We start from the raw sequence: 17520 nt of genomic DNA, 5'->3' as shown, positions 1-17520 counted from the left end.
TTGTGGATATAGAACCAAATAATAATTCTTCTAAATTGACACCCATGACGGGCTACTGGTGTTTAAAAAATGGAGAGTTGAGTGATTACAATCAAAGAGTCTTTACTGACTTGTACCTTCCTTTAGTCGGAGCAGAAGCTCTGGCTATTTATCTTTTACTAATTCAAAAAACTACAGATAAAAGAATAGTTACAGAGAGATCCAATCACGCTGAATTATTGAGTTTGCTTGATATCGACTTAAAGTCTTTTCAAAATGCGCGAATTAAACTCGAAGCAACAGGATTAATTAAAAACTACCGTAAATATGATGAATTGGGTGAATACTACATATATGATTTATACTTACCTTTAAACCCAAGTGATTTTTTCAGGGATGATTTATTGAGCATCTTCTTATATGAAAAAATTGGTCAGAGTTTGTTCAATAACTTAGTGAAAAAATATTCTGTTAACCGAGATATATTAAATGATGCAAAAGATCAGACAAGTAAATTTTTAGATGTATTCAGATTGAATTCGGAAGATTTAATAGATACACCTAATGATGTAAGTATTGCTCAAAATAGTATGCAATCAACTCCAACTAAATCCATTGAACTGAATAGTCAGAAGAATTTAGATTTTGACTTGATAATCGATCGAGCTTCACAGTTATATCGAATTGAAAAAGAAGATATTAACCTCAATAAGGATTTGATTGAGAACTTAGCTACATTTTATGATTTAGATGAAATTGTTATAATTGACTTGTTAGGTAGAACCATGGATATCATTACTAATAAGATTGATCCTAGCCAGTTGAAAAATATGGTTCAGCAAAGATTTGAACAGCGTGTTAATATTCAAACAAATGAAGTAACTGAGACTACTTCACAGTTAAATAGTAACTTTAATCGTGATGATCAATTACTCATTAAACAGGCAAAAGAATTAGCACCAGCAGAATTTTTAGCTTCAGAAAAGCAAAAAACAGGTGGATTCACCGGTACAGTTGAGTCTAGAGCACTAAGAAATCTTGCAATGAATACAAGTTTAAGTCCCAGTGTCATCAACATATTAACGCATTATTCTTTACAACAGAATACAACGTTAAGCTTGCCATTAATGGAAACAATTGCTAATGATTGGCAGCAAAATAACATCAAAACCCCAGAAGATGCATTGAAGAGGATACAAGAGTCAAGAAGCAAACCTAGAAATCCCAAAAGACGTTATCAGAATCAAATATCCAATAATGGTAGAGTTGAAAAAGGAACAGATTGGTCTCAAGTAAAAGCAAGACCTGTTGAACAATCAAATCAAGATATTCAGGAACGTTTAAATAGAATTAGGCATAAGGAAAACAACTAATGGAAAAAATTGGCGACACAATCAAGAAACTCATGGATACATCTAATAGAAATGAGCAGTTTAAAAAGTTGATGTCTGATGCACTTAATGACCCAGATGTACGCTCTTTTTTAAATGAACATGAATCTGAATTAAGTAATGAAAGTATTGCTAAAAGTGCAAGTAGCATTTATGAATTCTACAATCAGAAGCATAATTCTAGTGAACTATCAGATCAATTTGTTCCCAGTCTGATTGTTAATAATCACAATGTGGAAGTAGCATATTCTCCAAACGCCAAGAGAATTGCGGAAGAAAATTCTAAAGATTATTCATCAAGTGTTAGATTATTGGATATGCCAGACGATATTAAGGATGCCAGTCTTGATGATTACACTGGAGAAGGCAGACAGGATGCTTTGGATAAAGCATTACAATTCATTGAAAATTATCAGAGTGGTGGACAATATATGCCGGGACTATACCTTGCTGGAGATTATGGCGTCGGAAAGACTTATCTTTTAGGTGCTATTGCTAATGAACTATATAAAACTGGAGTTAAATCAACTTTAGTTAATTTTTTAAGTTTGCAGTCTCAAGCAAAGGGAGCAATCAATGATAATAGAGTTTCTAAATTAGTTGAACGGTTGAAGAAGTCACAATTACTTATGCTTGACGATATTGGTGCTGCTAATATGTCAGAATGGTTTAGAGACGAAGTTTTGGGAGTTATTTTGCAATATCGAATGCAAGAAAATTTGCCAGTATTCTTTTCATCTAATTTCTCTATGAATGAACTTGAAGAACACTTTGCCAATAGCAAAAACGGCAATTACGATATAGTTAAAGCCAAAAGATTAATGGAGAGAGTTCGATATCTCTCAAGAGAGGTTATTGTTTCAGGTAATAACCGTAGGAATAAGACATGGTAAACCCTTGCTTATTTAATTAGTTTGTGATTAAATTTACTTAGTAGAAAGACAACGCTTTGGTTCTATACAGGGAGGGTACGTAAACTGGAAGCTTACCCATTACCAAAGACACCACTTTCGGTTTCCATTTAGAATTATAGATCTAAACAAGAGAGGGATAGACTATAGTCTATTCAATTTGGGTGGAACCGCGCAGATGCGTCCCAGAATTATGTGCATATTTTTATGTGTATATAATTCTGGGACGCATTTTTTTGTCTTTCAAAAATAAAGGAGAACAAATATGTCAAAAATCAATCTTAAATTTCCAGATGGAGCAGTTAAAGAATTTGATTCAGGGGTATCAACTTTAGATGTTGCTAAGTCAATCAGTACTTCTTTAGGTAAAAGTGCCATTGCTGGTAAATTAAATGACCATATCATTGATGTTAATCTACCAATTAATCAAGATGGTTCAATTGAAATTATTACTGCTAAAGATGAGGCTGATGCTCTAGAAGTTTTACGTAATTCAGCTAGTTTTGTATTTAGCAAAGCAGCTAAAGAATTCAAATCAGATTTAAGCTTTGGTGAAAAACAATCATCAGACGATGGTTTCTATGTCGACACAGATAGCAAATCAGGACAGATCACTGTTGATGAATTGGAAGACATTGAAAAAATGATGTCAAAAATCATCAAACAAAATGATAAAATTGAACGTTTGATGATGGACAAGTCAGAACTTGAAACAATGTTCAAAGGCGATGATTACAAGACATCATTAGTTCAAGCAATCGATGCTGTTCAAATTCCTGTTTATAAAATGGGAGATTTTGTAGACTTTGGTTATAGTGCAATTTTGCCAAGCTTAAAAGATTTGAAGCATGTAAAACTTCTTTCTGTTGCCGGTGCTTATTGGCAAGGTAAGTCAAGTAATCCTATGCTTCAAAGAATTTATGGAACAACATTTTTTAGTCAAGATGCACTTGATGAAGATTTGAAACGCCGTCAAGAAATCAAAGAACGTGACCATAGAACACTTGGACGTGATTTAGACTTATTCTTCGTTGATCCAGAAGTAGGTGCAGGATTACCATATTGGATGCCAAATGGAGCAACAATCAGACGTCAGATTGAAAGATATATCATTGATAAAGAAGTTGCTTGGGGATATGAACATGTATATACTCCAATTCTTATGAACCTAAATGCCTATAAGACATCAGGTCACTGGGAACATTATCGTGAAGATATGTTCCCACCAATGGACATGGGTGATGGAGAAATGCTAGAATTACGTCCTATGAATTGTCCTTCACATATCCAAGTTTACAATCACCACACACGTTCATATCGTGAATTACCAGTTAGAATTGCTGAATTAGGTATGATGCACAGATATGAAAAATCTGGAGCACTTACAGGACTACAACGTGTTCGTGAAATGACTCTTAACGATGGACATACTTTTGTTGCTCTAGATCAAATTGAGGATGAATTTAAACGTACATTGCAGTTAATGATGGAAGTTTACAATGACTTTAATATCACTGATTACTCATTTAGATTGAGTTATCGTGATCCTCAAAATACTGATAAGTATTACGATGATGACGATATGTGGACACGATCACAATCAATGTTGAAGTCAGCTATGGATGATCTTGGCTTAAGTTATTATGAAGCTGAGGGAGAAGCAGCATTTTATGGTCCTAAGTTAGATGTTCAAACAAAAACAGCTTTAGGTAACGAAGAAACACTATCAACAATCCAACTAGATTTCTTACAACCAGAGAGATTTGAATTAACATACGTTGGTTCTGATGGTGAAGATCATAGACCAGTTATGATTCACCGTGGTATCGTTTCTACAATGGAAAGATTTATTGCTTACTTAATTGAAATGTACAAGGGTGCATTCCCAACATGGCTAGCTCCACAACAAGTAAGAATTATTCCGGTCAACAACAAACTACACATGGAATATGCTGAAGATATTATGAAGAAGCTTCGTGATAAAAATATCCGTGTTGAAATAGATGATCGTGATGAGAAAATGGGTTATAAGATTCGTGATTCACAAACAATGAAAGTACCATATACAGTTGTTATTGGTGATGATGAAGCAGCAGATGCTACAGTTTCTGTAAGAAAATATGGACAAAAAGAGTCAGTTTCTGAAAATGCAGATATATTCGTTGATTCTGTTGTAGCAGATGTAGCAAACTACAGTCGCCAAAATGGTTAAAAATAAAATATTGACAATAGGGTATTAATACCGTATAGTTAGTAATTGTTGAGATTAAGCAGAAGCGCCCGCTTCTCACCTATGCATATGCCTCTAGGTCTATTACAGTTACGTATGTTTACATACTAATTTGTTGAGTGGGTGCTTAGGCGCCCACTTTTTTTTGTGGGATGAAATTTCGGAGGTGACTTACTATAGCAAAAGATCTATTAATTAATGATCAAATTCGAGCAAATGAAGTTCGATTGATTTCAGATAGTGGAGAACAACTAGGCGTTAAGACATTAGCAGAAGCACAAAAACTTGCTGATGATTCTAGCATGGATCTAGTTCTTATGTCTCCAGGTGCTAAACCACCCGTAGCAAAAGTTATGGATTATGGAAAGTACAAATTTGAACTTCAAAAGAAAGATCGTGAAGCTCGTAAAAAACAAAAGACCTTTACTGTCAAAGAAGTGCGTCTTAGCCCAACAATTGAAGATAACGACTTCAATACTAAGCTAAAGAATGCACGTAAATTCTTAGATAAAGGCGACAAAGTTAAAGTATCAATCAGATTTAAGGGTAGAGCTATAACCCATAAAGAAATTGGTAAAAGAGTACTTGATCGTTTAGCTGAGGAAACTAAAGATGTTGCGACTGTAACAACTAAGCCAAAAATGGACGGTCGTAGTATGTTCTTGATGCTAGATCCAATTAGTGCCAAAGATAATAAGAAAAATTAGTGGAGGGGTTAGAAAATGCCTAAACAAAAAACACACCGTGCTTCAGCAAAGAGATTTAAAAAGACTGCTAACGGCGGTTGGAAAAGAAGTCACGCTTATACAAGTCACCGTTTCCACGGTAAGACTAAGAAGCAACGTCGTCAATTAGCTAAGTCAGCAATGGTTAGCTCAAGTGATATGAAACGTATCAAGCAAATGCTTGCAACATACTAATAATTAACATTTAATTTTTTATAACTCAAAGGAGGAGTCATTATGCCACGTGTTAAAGGTGGAACAGTAACTCGCAAACGTCGTAAGAAAGTTTTAAAACTAGCTAAAGGATATCGTGGATCAAAACATATCACTTTCAAAGCTGCACATACACAAATCATGGTTTCATACCGTTATGCATTCCGTGATCGTCGTCAAAGAAAGCGTGATTTCCGTAAATTATGGATTGCAAGAATCAACGCTGCAGCAAGAATGAATGATATCAGCTACAGCAAATTGATGCATGGTCTAAAACTTGCAAATGTTGACATTAACCGTAAGATGTTAGCTCAACTAGCAATTGAAGATCCTGCTGCATTTACAAGTCTTGTAGATACAGCTAAAAAAGCGCTAGCTTAATAAAAAACTCTGTCCTTAGGGCAGAGTTTTTTATTTACTTCAAAATAACCAGACAAATTAGATTCTAAACAGGTAATTAAGTTGTTCAAATGTTAAAATATTACTATTGATATTATAATAAGTAGATCAATCATAGATGGAGAAAACAAATATATGTTTAAGCCTTTTTCAATGTTAAATAGCATAACTGATTTGACTATCAAAGATTTAAAAGAATTGAATATTACGACAATTATGACAGATCTTGATAATACATTGATTCCCTGGAATAGCGATGAATATACTCTAACTTTGCGTAAATGGCTATTAGAGATGGATAGAAATGGTATCAAAGTACTTGTTGTTTCAAACAATAGCTACGAAAGAGTCGAAAAAGCTGTTTCTGGATTAGATATTGAAATAGTTGCACGAGCAAAGAAACCTTTGCCATTTGAAATAAATAAGTATATCCAAAGTCATAATTTGTCTAAAGATAGTATATTATTTGTGGGTGATCAGGTTATGACCGATGTTTTTGTAGGAAATATCGCTGGGTTGAAGACAATTTTAGTAAAACCATTGGTTGATACTGATGAATTCAAAACAAGAATTAATCGCCAGATGGAAAGACCTATTTTAAAAATGCATAGAATATTGGATAAGAAATTAAACTGGAAGGATTCACTACATGACAAACATTGATGAAACAATTTTCTGTATCGGTTGTGGTGCAGAGATACAAACTGATAACCCAGAGCTACCTGGTTACGTTCAACCGTCAACATTAAAGAAATACTTGGATGATGATGCAGAAGAGCTCCTATGCAAGAGATGCTTTAGACTTAGAAATTATAACGAAATTACAGATGTTAATATTAGCGATGACGATTTTTTAAGACTATTAGATTCAATATCTGAAGAAGATGGATTGATAGTCAACGTTATTGATATTTTTGATTATGAAGGTAGTGTGATTCCTGGGTTACATCGTTTTGTAGGTGACAAGGATATTATAGTTGTAGGTAATAAAGTAGACCTATTACCTAAATCTACAAATAAAAACAAATTACTCAACTGGCTTCAAAAAATGAGTAAAGAAAATGGAATTAAATCAGTTGATCAAATTTTAGTTTCTGCAGAAAAGGGACTTAACGTTGATGAATTAATGAAAATGATTGATAAGTACCGCAAAGGTAGAGATGTTTATGTTGTTGGAACAACCAATACAGGTAAATCTACACTGATTAATAGAATTATCAGCGCCAATTCTGATATTAAAAATTTAATAACAACATCAAGATTTCCTGGAACAACTTTAGATAGAATAGATATTCCACTGGATGATGGTAGTAGTTTAGTAGATACACCAGGTATTATTCATCATTACCAGCTAGCACACTATTTAAATGACGATGATTTAAAAATTGTTAATCCTAGAAAACCATTGAATCCTTCAACATTTCAACTAAGAGATGGACAAACAATATTTGTAGCTGGTTTAGCTAGATTTGATTTCTTGGATGAAAAGTCAAATGTCACATTTTACGTCAATAAGAATCTTTTATTACATCGTACAAAAACAGTTAATGCAGATGCTTTCTATGAAAAACATTTAGGTGAAATTTTGTCACCACCAAGTGAAATAACAGAATTTCCAAAATTAAAAATTGAAGAATTTACCTCAAAAGTAAAATCAGATATTGTTATTTATGGATTAGGTTGGGTAACTATTCCTGCTAATTGTCATGTAAGAGTATCAGTTCCTGATGGAGTCAATGTATCGATGAGAGAAGCAATTATTTAAGGAGAAATTTAATGATAATTAAGGGTAAGAAAAATAGTTACTTAAGAAGTAAAGCACAAACAATGAAGCCACAAGTTCAAATAGGTAAAGATGGTATTAGCCAAAACTTAATTGATCAAATAAAACAAATTTTGGAGAAAAATGAACTTATCAAGGTATCCTTACTTCAAAATACTACGGTTGATTCAGATGAACTAGTTGAGGCACTTCAAAAAGAAGACGATCAGATTGCACATGTTCAAACAATTGGTTCTAAAGTAGTTTTATATAAAAAATCTTCAAAAGTAAAAAATAGAAACTATTCAATTGAATTGGAGAAAATGTAATAACTAATTATGAATTTGGATAATAAAATTTTAACTAAACCTCAAATTAAAGAAATAAAAAGCGAAGGTATCAAACATGTAGGTATTTTGGGTGGAACTTTTAATCCAATACATTTAGGACACCTAGTTATTGCTGAGCAAGTTTATGATCAGTTGTGTTTAGATAAAATTATGTTTTTGCCAGATGAAATACCTCCTCATAAAGGTGTTGAAAAAGAATTACCAATTAGTAGCAGTGACCGGGTTGAAATGATTAAGTTAGCTATCAAAGACAACATACATTTTGATTTGAATTTGACTGATATTGATCGAGGTGGGGTTAGTTATACCATTGATACGATTAAACAATTGAAGCAGTACAATCCTGATACCAAGTATTACTTTATAATCGGTGGAGATATGGTAGAAAATTTACCTAACTGGTATAAAATTGATGAGCTAGTTCAACTAGTTCAGTTTGTTGGAGTATGTCGTAAAGGCTATGAGCTGAAGTCAAAATATCCGATAATGTGGGTTAATACTCCAGAATTGGAAATTAGTTCCAGTATGATAAGAGAACGAGCTTCTAAAAATCAATCGATTAAATACCTAGTTCCCAAAGAAGTAGAAAATTATATCAAGGATCGAGGTTTGTTCATTGAGTAATTATAATTATGGCAAAATTGTCGCAGGTTTTGATCGTGATCAAGTTATAGAATTAATGAAAAACACATTGAGTGATTTTAGATTAAATCACTGTTTACGTGTAGAGAAACAGGCGATTGCTTTAGCAGAAAAATATGATGTAGACCCTGCTAGGGCAGGCTTAGCAGGGTTACTACATGACTTTGCTAAAGAAAGATCTGACCAAGAATTTATTAATGTAATTAAAGAAAAAAATTTAGATCCTGATTTGTTAAATTATGGTAATGCAATCTGGCACGGAGAAGTTGGGGCAGAGATCATAAAAGATGAGTTAAAAATTCAAGACGAAGACGTTTTGAATGCAATTCGAAGACATACAGTAGGATCAATGCGTATGAACGATATCGATAAATGTGTGTTCATTGCTGATTATATAGAGCCAGGAAGAGATTTCCCTGGTGTTGAAGAAGCAAGAGAACAGGCTGATATATCTCTATATGCAGGGATGATTGCGGAATTAACTAATACGATAAATCACTTAGTTGATCGTAAACAAGTAATTCATCCGCAAACGATTGAAACATACAATTATTGGATAAAAAAGGGAGCTTAAAATGGAATCAAAAGAAATAATGGAATTGGCAGTTAAAGCTGCAGATAGTAAACATGCTAATGATATTGAAGTCTTAAATATTAGCGAAATCAGTATTATGGCTGATTATTTTGTAATTATGGATGCAGGAAGTCAAAGACAAGTTAACTCCATAGTTGAAGAAATATTAGACCAAATTGGTAAAAATGGTGTTGAAGTAGGACATGTTGAAGGCAAGAGAGATTCAGAATGGATTCTTATTGATCTGCATGACGTTGTTATTCACGTATTTAATACAGAACAACGTGAGTTCTTCAATATTGAAAAACTTTGGTCAGAAGCACCTAATGTAGATATTTCTGATTTGGTTGTCGAATAATGATTTATGATTCATTTGCATCTGTATATAGCGAATTGATGGATGATTCACTATATGAAAGATGGGCAGAGTTTGTCAGCTCCAATACCAGTCCAGAGCAAAAAACTCTTTTAGATGTTGCTTGTGGTACTGGAGATCTATCTATTATATTGGATAATGAATTTGATGTAGAAGGAACTGATCTTTCAACATCAATGTTAGAAATTGCTGAAGATAAGGCTAAAAAAGCAAATAAAAATATCAAATTTGAACAAGGCAATATGTTGGATTTATATAACTTTGGCAAATACGATATTATTACTTGTTTTGATGATTCAATATGCTATTTAAAAGATGAAGATCAGCTATATATGGCATTTAAACAATCTTTTGAACACTTAAATGAAAATGGTGTATATATGTTTGATGCACATTCTCTTTATCAAATGGATGAAGTTTTCCCTGACTATATGTTCAATCACAAAACAGAGGATTCTGCATTTATGTGGAGTAGCTTTGAAGGTGATTTTGAGCATAGTATAGAACATGAGTTAACTTTTTTTAACTGGAATGAAGAGATTAGCGGATACTCAGTAAACACTGAAGTTCATAAGGAACGTACATATCCTTATGAAGTATTTTTACAAATTTTAAAAGATGTTGGATTTAAAGATATTTCAATCTCATCTGATTTTGGTAAATCAAATGATTTAGAAAGTTCTACAAGATGGTTTTTTGTTGCTCATAAGTAGAGGGTTAAGTATTGAAAATTTATGGCTTTGTTGCAGAGTTTAATCCATTTCACAATGGACATAAAAAATTTATAGATGAAGTGAAAAGAAAATATGATCCTGATGTTTTAATTGCCATCGTCTCAGGTAATTATGTTCAGCGTGGAGATTTTTCCATTATTGATAAGTGGCAAAAAGCTGAGTTGGCCGTTGAAATGGGTGTGGACTTGGTAGTTGAATTGCCATTTGCTTATGCAGTTCAACCTGCAGATTTGTTTGCTAAGGGTTCAATTAGCCTACTAAAGTACTTGAAAATAAATCATCTAGTTTTCGGAACAGAAAATGAACTAGATTTTGTAGAACAGGCAAAAAGAATTTTAGAGCTAGATGGTGAGTTTGAAGCAAATTATAGTGAGACTTACGGCAGTAATTTGGATAATTATCTAAGTTCAAATGGAATAAATAGTCTGAATCAACCTAATCAATTATTAGGCGTTAATTACGTGATGGAGATTTTGAAAAATAATTTTAACATTGAAATTAAAACTATCCATCGTAATGATAATAAATACAGTGCTACAAAAATCCGTAATAATCTAATTACTGGTAAGGATTCGACTGAATTAATACCCATTCTATCTAGTAAACAGTTAAATGATCCACTTTCTTCATGGGATAAGTATTTTTTGTATCTCAAATCCAGAATTGTGACTAATACCGCAGAAGAAAACAAACAAGTTTATCAAGTATCAGAAGGTCTTGATAATAAGTTTGTCAAAGAAATCCAGAATTCTAATTCTTGGAGTGAATTTTTAGAAAATGTAAAATCCAAAAGATATACTTATGCGAGAATCCGTCGTTTGGCAATTTATATGTTGCTCAACGTATATCCAGAAGAAATAGAGAATGTTTATAATAATCCATATATCCATATTTTGGGAATGAACGAAACAGGTAAAAATTATCTCAATTCGATACGTGAAGATGTTGAGATACCAGTAGTTCCCAGAATAGGTAAAAAAGAACAAACTATAATGTCACTTGATATAAAGGTGGACAGAATTATAGAATTAATTAATGATAGACCTCAAATATATGGCAAGATACCATACATGAAAGGAGATAAATAGTGTTAAATTTTGAAGTACAAGATGTACGAAAATATAAAGATAAACCGCTTCTTATTGAAGAAAATATTGATATAAAGAAAGATATTTTAGATAGAACAGACGATATCTTAGATTTAGATTTAGTTTCTGTTAGTGGAAACTTATTTAATGATAACGGTCTGGTAGTTACTGATCTGAAAATTAAAGCTAATTTAGTTATGCCATCAATTAGAAGTTTGCAACCAGTAGAAGTTCCGGTTGATATTAGAGTGAACGAGGTATATAACATCGATGGTATCGATACCGAAGATATAGATGATTCCACAGTTGTAATGCCAATTGATGAAGAAAACCCTACAATTGATATTTACACATCTATTATTGATAACATTTTACTCAACCTCCCTCAAACTGTTTTGACAGAAGAAGAGATAAGTAATGATATCATGCCAGCAGGAGATGCATGGGAAGTCATTTCGGAAGAAGAGTACGAAAAACGTAAAACTGAAGAAAAAGTCATCAATCCTGAACTAGCTAAATTAAAAGATTTATTTAAAAATAACGACGAAAAGGAGTAATTATTACTCTTTTTTTTAATTAAAATAGTATAATGAGTTTCATAAATAAATGGAGGTACTACAATGACACAACCACAAATTGGTGTAATTGGTATGGCAGTTATGGGTAAGAATCTTGCCCTTAATATTGAAAGCCGTGGATACAATGTTGCTATTTACAATAGAACAGCTTCAAAAACAGAGGAAGTAGTTGCTGAGCACCCTGACAAACAACTAACTCCAAGTTATACAATTGAGGATTTTGTTAATTCACTAGAAAAACCTCGTCGTATTATGATGATGGTTAAAGCCGGTGCTGGTACAGATGCTGTTATTAATGAACTATTACCTTTACTTGATAAGGGTGATGTCTTAATTGATGGTGGAAATACATACTTTGAAGATACTATGGAACGTAATGCTCGATTAGATCAATCAGGTATTAATTTCATTGGTATGGGTGTATCTGGTGGTGAACTAGGTGCATTACAAGGACCATCAATGATGCCAGGTGGTCAAAAAGAAGCATATGACCTTGTTGCACCTATTCTAGAACAAATGTCTGCAAAAGCAGAAGATGGAAAACCTTGTGTAACTTATATCGGACCTAATGGTGCTGGACACTTTGTTAAGATGGTTCACAACGGTATTGAATATGGTGATATGGAATTAATTTCTGAAAGTTATAATCTATTAACACACCTATTTGATAATGATATGGATAAAATTGCATCAATATTTAAGGAATGGAATGAAGGTGAACTTTCAAGTTACTTAATCGAAATCACTTCTGAAATTCTTACTCGTAAAGATGATGAAGGTTCAGATGACTATATTGTCAATAAGATTCTTGATAAAGCTGGAAATAAGGGAACTGGTAAGTGGAGTTCACAAAGTGCACTAGAACTTGGTGTTCCTCAATCTCTTATCACTGAAGCTGTTTATTCACGTTATGTTTCAACTTATAAAGATGAACGTGTTGTTGCAAGTAAAGAATTAAAACCAGCAATAAACGTTCCAGATGTTGATAAAACAGAATTAGTTGAAAAAATTAGAAAAGCTTTGTACTTTAGTAAAATCATGAGTTACGCACAAGGATTTGCACAAATGAAATCTGCATCAGAAAAATACGATTGGAACTTACAATATGGCTCAATCGCACAAATCTGGAGAGAAGGTTGCATTATTCGTGCACAATTCTTACAAAAGATTACTGATGCCTACAACAAAGATGAAAATTTGAACAACCTATTACTTGATGATTATTTCAAGAATATCGTTGAAGAATATCAATCTGCTGTACGTGATGTTGTTAGTTATGCAGTTCAAGCAGGTATTCCTGTTTCAGGATTTATGGCTGCTATTTCATACTTTGATCAATATAGAAGTGAAGTACTTCCTGCAAATCTTATCCAAGCTCAAAGAGATTACTTTGGTGCTCACACATACGAAAGAACTGATAAGCCAGGAATATTCCACTATTCATGGTATAAAGAACAATAATAGAAGAAAGACTGAGATTACATTCTCAGTCTTTTTTATTTGTTGTCATTTAATTTTCTATCGTCTTTTTTTAATAATTTTAATGTGTTAAACTCATAATAATACGTAAAAATTAACATTTTAAGAAGTATGACAGAATTATTTATTAGATTGGAGCTTAATAATGTCTAAGATACTTATAATCGAAGATGAAGAGAATATGGCCAAATTTGTTCAATTAGAACTTGAACATGAAGGCTATGAAATACAAGTTGAACATGATGGTAGATTAGGCTTAGAAGCTGCCTTAAATGATGACTGGGACCTAATTTTGCTAGATCTTATGTTACCAGAATTAAACGGTATGGAAGTGTGTCGTCGTATTCGTCAAGAAAAGAATACTCCTATCATTATGATGACAGCACGTGATTCAGTTATTGACCGTGTATCAGGTCTTGATCATGGTGCAGATGATTATATTGTAAAGCCATTTGCTATTGAAGAGTTACTAGCACGTATCCGTTCTCTTCTAAGAAGAATTGACTTGGATATCGATATTACAAGAAATAATGACCAAATTTTGAAATTTAAGAATTTGGTTGTTGATAAGACAACTCAAACATTGAAAAGAAATGGTGAAGTAATAGATCTTACTAAGCGTGAGTACGATTTATTAACTACATTGATGGAGAATGTCGGAAGTGTTCTTAGTCGTGATGACTTATTAGAACATGTCTGGGGATCAGGTAGTAGTACAGAAACTAACGTTGTGGATGTTTATATCAAATACTTACGCAACAAGATCGATAGAAATGGTTCTCCAAGCTATATTGCTACTGTTCGCGGAAAAGGGTATGAAATGAGACAATGAGATTATCAATTAAAATAAAGTGGACGGTATTTATTTCATTTATAATTTTATTTGCATATGTGGTGGTTTCCTACGTATCTATAGATACATTACGCAGTGTAGCGTCAGAACATGTAACTTATAATTTCATTCTCAAGATAATAATCATAGGTGTAGTAGTCTTAATAGCGGGTATAATAGTTAGCTATGTTTCTGTTAGCACAGTTTTAAGAAGTATCTACTCTATAAATGATACTGTTGATAGAATAAATAAAAAGCCTGATTCAGATGCTCGTATTAAACTAAAAAGAGATAAAGATGAAATTTATGATTTAACTGTCAACATCAATAAAATGTTAGATAGAATGCAGAATTATACAAACCAACAAAAAGAATTTGTTGGTAATGTTTCGCATGAATTGCGAACACCAGTAGCAGTTTTGAATGGACATCTGAGTATGCTTCAAAGATGGGGGAAAGATGATCCTAAGATTTTAGAGGATTCAATTAATTCCTCTCTTCAAGAGTTGAAACGTATGGAGTCACTGATTCAAGAAATGCTTGATTTGACAAGAATAGAACAGATTGATGAAGATTATTTGAATCAAGTAACTGAGGCAAAGCCTCTATTTGATCAGATATATAATGATTTTGTTTTATTACATCCAGATTTTCATATAAATTTTGATAATGATGTACGTGATGGTAGCTTTGTCAAAATTTACCGAAATCACTTAGAACAAATTGTAATTATCTTGTTAGATAATGCCTTTAAGTATTCTAAAGACCGAAAAGAAATCAATTTTTCTACATCAACTAATTCAAATGAACTTGAAGTTGCTATTCAGGATTTTGGACAGGGTATTCCCAAGAAAGAGTTGAAACAGATCTTTAACCGCTTTTATCGAGTTGACAAAGCTAGATCACGTCAACAAGGTGGTAATGGCTTAGGGTTATCCATTGCTAAACGGTTAGTTGAAGTCTATAAGGGTACTTTAACTGTTGAAAGTGTTGAAGGATCGGGGACAGTTTTCAAGTTAGAATTACCCCTAAAAATTGAAGAAAGAGACAAATAAAAAAGCCACTTAACAGTGGCTTTTTTATTTGTCTCTATTTTGTTGTTTATTTTCATTTCTCTTACGTAATTCTAAGTGAAGATCATCTTCGTCTTTAGGCGTTGAACTTTCTTCGGAATTATCTTCAGAATCTGTAGTTGTATTGTTGCCAGAAATTATATCATTTAATATTTCTTCTGAAACGACTACTTTAACAGGATTATCTTTTAATCGATCATCTTCGTTTTTTCTAATACGAGGAACGATTACGTAGTTGGTAATTACTTGTTGGATAAGTATAACAATACCACCAACTAAAAAGTAAAGAGCAAGTGCAGCGGAAGATACCATCGAGATGAAGAATGTAATTAATGGATTCATGAACATTACTGCTTGCATTTGACCTTTTTGTTCTTCAGGCACAACTCTAAGTGATAACCATGATTGAATAATATAGAAAATAGTAGCAATGATAGCAATAACTATACTTGGTTTACCAAGTGGGATAGATAAGAATGTAGCTTTACCAATCTCAGGAGAATATTGAACAGCTTGATAAATACCGATAAGAACAGGCATTTGAATTAGAAGAGGTAAGCAGCCAATACCACCAGTTAAGCTGATATTATTTTGCTTATAAATATCCATCATCATCGTACTAAGTCTTTGTTGAATAGCTGGATCTTTAACTTCTTTTTGTTTTTCTTGAAGTAATTTTAGCTGTGGTTGGATGGCACGCATTTTTTCTTGTTGGATAGTTGATTTAGATTGTTGATTTAGAGATAGAGGAAGTAATACTAAACGAACAACGAATGAAATGATAACAATTCCCCAAGCGTATCCGTTTGAGCCTCCAATAGTGTTAGCAGTCCATGTGATTAATTTTTGGAATGGTGAACCAATCCAAGTAAATATAAATCCATAAGGACCACTTGTTGGTGCGTGTAGATTTGATCCTGTTTGCACACAACCAGTAGCTACTAATGAAAACATAGCTATGATGGCAAAAACAGAAAGATATTTTATATATTTATTTTTCAATTTTTTCCGTCCTTTTATACGATATAAGGGATATATTACGATAACTATAATGTTGTTTCAACTAGATTACGCGAAATTTATTGAAACCTATAACATTATCTTCAAAATTATAATCAATTTTTGTGACTTTCCCATACGGAGTAGGAGACTTACGAACTTCCTCTAAAAAATCGGTTAAATTTTCCGTGCTTCCTTCTGCCTCAATAACTACAGAGCCATCTGTTTGATTTTGAACAGTACCATGGATGCCTAAATTTTGAGCTAGTAATTGGGTAGCGTATCGAAAACCAACTCCTTGTACTCGACCTACAACATGAATATGTAGATGTTTCATAATTGTTCCTCCTCGTTATGATACTATGAGTATTATAGAACAAAAGGGATGGAAAATATGAAATATATAGAATCTAAAAAGAATGACGAAATAAAAAATGTAATCAAACTTTCAGCTACTAAAAATATAAAAAAAACAGGTACTTATGTTGTTGAAGGATTTCATTTAGTTCGTGAAGCTGATTTAAACAATGAAGAATTTGTAAGTTTATACGTAACAACACCAAACGTGGAAGATCGCCTTGTAAAAAAATATCATGAAATTGCTACTGAAATTTCAACAGAAGTTGCAACTGCCATTTCAGAAACTAAGAATAATCAAGGAATCTTTGCAGTAATTAAAATTAATCAACCAGAAGAAATCAGTTCCTTGTCTGGACAATGGGTATTTTTAGATAATGTTCAAGATCCAGGTAATGTGGGAACAATTGTTAGAACAGCAGATGCAGCAGGATTTGCAGGAGTTATTTCCAGTCCTAATTCTGCCGACTTTTTCCAATCTAAAGTTCAACGCGCTATGCAAGGTAGCCAATTTCATCTTCCTATTTATAAAATGAATCTTGATGAGGCAATTGATTTAGCAAAAGATTCAGGATTACATGTATATGGTTCAGAAGTAAATAGTGAAGCAGTGCCTTACAATGAAATACAAAAAAATGATAATTTTGCTTTGATAATGGGTAATGAAGCTAATGGAATGAGTCAAGATCTTTTAGATCAAACCGATGACAATGTTTATATTCCAATACTTGGAAAAGCTGAATCATTAAACGTAGCAATTGCTGCAGGTATTTTAATGTACGGATTAAAAGGTATTTAATACTTGTTAAAACCTATAAATCTTGTATA

At 32.7% G+C, this 17520-nt stretch carries 21 protein-coding genes and 1 other annotated feature; of the genes, 19 read left to right on the top strand and 2 right to left on the bottom strand.

The features are described from left to right. Positions 1–2: 2 nt before the first annotated feature. The 18 genes from CS873_RS06175 (at position 3) to CS873_RS06090 (ending at position 15318) form a co-directional block, all read left to right on the top strand. Entirely contained in the window at positions 3–1352 is a 1350-nt protein-coding gene (locus CS873_RS06175; RefSeq protein WP_099974996.1) for a DnaD domain protein, read from the top strand. After that, on the top strand, positions 1352–2263 hold the full coding sequence (dnaI, locus tag CS873_RS06170) for a primosomal protein DnaI (protein ID WP_099974995.1): 912 nt from the start codon (positions 1352–1354) through the stop codon (positions 2261–2263). The genes CS873_RS06175 and dnaI overlap by 1 nt, the downstream gene beginning before the upstream one ends. Before the next feature lie 283 nt (positions 2264–2546). Then, on the top strand, positions 2547–4493 hold the full coding sequence (thrS, locus tag CS873_RS06165) for a threonine--tRNA ligase (protein ID WP_099974994.1): 1947 nt from the start codon (positions 2547–2549) through the stop codon (positions 4491–4493). Between the two features lie 50 nt (positions 4494–4543). Beyond that, positions 4544–4664, top strand: a sequence feature (ribosomal protein L20 leader region). A gap of 23 nt (positions 4665–4687) precedes the next feature. Further along, positions 4688–5218: a translation initiation factor IF-3 gene (gene infC / locus CS873_RS06160; RefSeq protein WP_099974993.1), complete on the top strand. Its 531-nt coding sequence runs from the start codon at positions 4688–4690 to the stop codon at positions 5216–5218. 15 nt (positions 5219–5233) lie between these two features. Beyond that, complete coding sequence (gene rpmI / locus CS873_RS06155) at positions 5234–5431, top strand: 50S ribosomal protein L35 (RefSeq protein WP_099974992.1); 198 nt, start codon at positions 5234–5236, stop codon at positions 5429–5431. Positions 5432–5473: 42 nt separating this feature from the next. Next, the gene (gene rplT / locus CS873_RS06150; protein WP_099974991.1) at positions 5474–5830 is read left to right on the top strand and encodes a 50S ribosomal protein L20; all 357 of its coding nucleotides are present in this window, start codon (positions 5474–5476) and stop codon (positions 5828–5830) included. Positions 5831–5983: 153 nt separating this feature from the next. After that, entirely contained in the window at positions 5984–6511 is a 528-nt protein-coding gene (locus CS873_RS06145) for a YqeG family HAD IIIA-type phosphatase (protein WP_099974990.1), read from the top strand. Continuing rightward, positions 6498–7613 carry a ribosome biogenesis GTPase YqeH gene (gene yqeH / locus CS873_RS06140; protein ID WP_099974989.1) on the top strand — a complete coding sequence of 372 codons (1116 nt, stop codon included), beginning with the start codon at positions 6498–6500 and terminating at the stop codon, positions 7611–7613. Before CS873_RS06145 ends, yqeH begins: the two co-directional genes overlap by 14 nt. 11 nt (positions 7614–7624) lie before the next feature. Beyond that, a complete protein-coding gene (locus CS873_RS06135) occupies positions 7625–7939 on the top strand; it encodes a YhbY family RNA-binding protein (RefSeq protein ID WP_099974988.1) in 315 nt (104 codons plus the stop codon). Between the two features lie 9 nt (positions 7940–7948). After that, positions 7949–8584: a nicotinate-nucleotide adenylyltransferase gene (locus CS873_RS06130; protein WP_099974987.1), complete on the top strand. Its 636-nt coding sequence runs from the start codon at positions 7949–7951 to the stop codon at positions 8582–8584. Then, on the top strand, positions 8577–9176 hold the full coding sequence (gene yqeK, locus CS873_RS06125) for a bis(5'-nucleosyl)-tetraphosphatase (symmetrical) YqeK (RefSeq protein WP_245823050.1): 600 nt from the start codon (positions 8577–8579) through the stop codon (positions 9174–9176). The genes CS873_RS06130 and yqeK overlap by 8 nt, the downstream gene beginning before the upstream one ends. A 1-nt stretch (position 9177) precedes the next feature. After that, positions 9178–9534, top strand: coding sequence for a ribosome silencing factor (rsfS, locus tag CS873_RS06120; protein ID WP_099974986.1), 357 nt, complete (start codon positions 9178–9180; stop codon positions 9532–9534). Next, positions 9534–10265: a class I SAM-dependent DNA methyltransferase gene (locus CS873_RS06115; RefSeq protein ID WP_099974985.1), complete on the top strand. Its 732-nt coding sequence runs from the start codon at positions 9534–9536 to the stop codon at positions 10263–10265. Before rsfS ends, CS873_RS06115 begins: the two co-directional genes overlap by 1 nt. An 11-nt stretch (positions 10266–10276) precedes the next feature. After that, entirely contained in the window at positions 10277–11374 is a 1098-nt protein-coding gene (locus tag CS873_RS06110; protein WP_099974984.1) for a nucleotidyltransferase family protein, read from the top strand. Next, complete coding sequence (locus tag CS873_RS06105; RefSeq protein WP_099974983.1) at positions 11374–11931, top strand: YceD family protein; 558 nt, start codon at positions 11374–11376, stop codon at positions 11929–11931. The genes CS873_RS06110 and CS873_RS06105 overlap by 1 nt, the downstream gene beginning before the upstream one ends. Positions 11932–11994: 63 nt before the next feature. Continuing rightward, entirely contained in the window at positions 11995–13413 is a 1419-nt protein-coding gene (gndA, locus tag CS873_RS06100) for an NADP-dependent phosphogluconate dehydrogenase (RefSeq protein WP_099974982.1), read from the top strand. A gap of 163 nt (positions 13414–13576) precedes the next feature. Further along, positions 13577–14263, top strand: coding sequence for a response regulator transcription factor (locus CS873_RS06095; RefSeq protein WP_099974981.1), 687 nt, complete (start codon positions 13577–13579; stop codon positions 14261–14263). Further along, complete coding sequence (locus CS873_RS06090) at positions 14260–15318, top strand: sensor histidine kinase (RefSeq protein ID WP_099974980.1); 1059 nt, start codon at positions 14260–14262, stop codon at positions 15316–15318. The genes CS873_RS06095 and CS873_RS06090 overlap by 4 nt, the downstream gene beginning before the upstream one ends. Positions 15319–15342: 24 nt before the next feature. Here CS873_RS06090 and yidC read toward each other — a convergent pair whose 3' ends face one another. Both yidC and CS873_RS06080 read right to left on the bottom strand, forming a co-directional pair. Then, positions 15343–16338, bottom strand: coding sequence for a membrane protein insertase YidC (gene yidC / locus CS873_RS06085; RefSeq protein ID WP_179946632.1), 996 nt, complete (start codon positions 16336–16338; stop codon positions 15343–15345). A gap of 61 nt (positions 16339–16399) precedes the next feature. Beyond that, positions 16400–16672 carry an acylphosphatase gene (locus CS873_RS06080; protein ID WP_099974979.1) on the bottom strand — a complete coding sequence of 91 codons (273 nt, stop codon included), beginning with the start codon at positions 16670–16672 and terminating at the stop codon, positions 16400–16402. A gap of 57 nt (positions 16673–16729) precedes the next feature. Here CS873_RS06080 and CS873_RS06075 point away from each other — a divergent pair, with 57 nt between their 5' ends. Further along, entirely contained in the window at positions 16730–17491 is a 762-nt protein-coding gene (locus tag CS873_RS06075; protein WP_099974978.1) for a TrmH family RNA methyltransferase, read from the top strand. The last annotated feature ends 29 nt before the right edge of the window (positions 17492–17520 follow it).

Origin of the sequence: Companilactobacillus metriopterae (assembly GCF_002762335.1) — a bacterium.
Taxonomy (GTDB): domain Bacteria; phylum Bacillota; class Bacilli; order Lactobacillales; family Lactobacillaceae; genus Companilactobacillus; species Companilactobacillus metriopterae.
This window is presented reverse-complemented; position numbering and strand designations above follow the sequence as displayed.

What these genes read in the sequence shown, in the direction of transcription:
- CS873_RS06145 (WP_099974990.1), top strand. Translation starts at nt 5,984, where the DNA reads ATGTTTAAGCCTTTTTCAATGTTAAATAGCATAACTGATTTGACTATC.
- CS873_RS06115 (WP_099974985.1), top strand. Translation starts at nt 9,534, where the DNA reads ATGATTTATGATTCATTTGCATCTGTATATAGCGAATTGATGGATGAT.
- CS873_RS06075 (WP_099974978.1), top strand. Translation starts at nt 16,730, where the DNA reads ATGAAATATATAGAATCTAAAAAGAATGACGAAATAAAAAATGTAATC.
- gndA (WP_099974982.1), top strand. Translation starts at nt 11,995, where the DNA reads ATGACACAACCACAAATTGGTGTAATTGGTATGGCAGTTATGGGTAAG.
- dnaI (WP_099974995.1), top strand. Translation starts at nt 1,352, where the DNA reads ATGGAAAAAATTGGCGACACAATCAAGAAACTCATGGATACATCTAAT.
- rpmI (WP_099974992.1), top strand. Translation starts at nt 5,234, where the DNA reads ATGCCTAAACAAAAAACACACCGTGCTTCAGCAAAGAGATTTAAAAAG.
- CS873_RS06095 (WP_099974981.1), top strand. Translation starts at nt 13,577, where the DNA reads ATGTCTAAGATACTTATAATCGAAGATGAAGAGAATATGGCCAAATTT.
- thrS (WP_099974994.1), top strand. Translation starts at nt 2,547, where the DNA reads ATGTCAAAAATCAATCTTAAATTTCCAGATGGAGCAGTTAAAGAATTT.
- CS873_RS06080 (WP_099974979.1), bottom strand. Translation starts at nt 16,672, where the DNA reads ATGAAACATCTACATATTCATGTTGTAGGTCGAGTACAAGGAGTTGGT.
- CS873_RS06130 (WP_099974987.1), top strand. Translation starts at nt 7,949, where the DNA reads ATGAATTTGGATAATAAAATTTTAACTAAACCTCAAATTAAAGAAATA.
- rplT (WP_099974991.1), top strand. Translation starts at nt 5,474, where the DNA reads ATGCCACGTGTTAAAGGTGGAACAGTAACTCGCAAACGTCGTAAGAAA.
- rsfS (WP_099974986.1), top strand. Translation starts at nt 9,178, where the DNA reads ATGGAATCAAAAGAAATAATGGAATTGGCAGTTAAAGCTGCAGATAGT.
- CS873_RS06090 (WP_099974980.1), top strand. Translation starts at nt 14,260, where the DNA reads ATGAGATTATCAATTAAAATAAAGTGGACGGTATTTATTTCATTTATA.
- CS873_RS06135 (WP_099974988.1), top strand. Translation starts at nt 7,625, where the DNA reads ATGATAATTAAGGGTAAGAAAAATAGTTACTTAAGAAGTAAAGCACAA.
- yqeH (WP_099974989.1), top strand. Translation starts at nt 6,498, where the DNA reads ATGACAAACATTGATGAAACAATTTTCTGTATCGGTTGTGGTGCAGAG.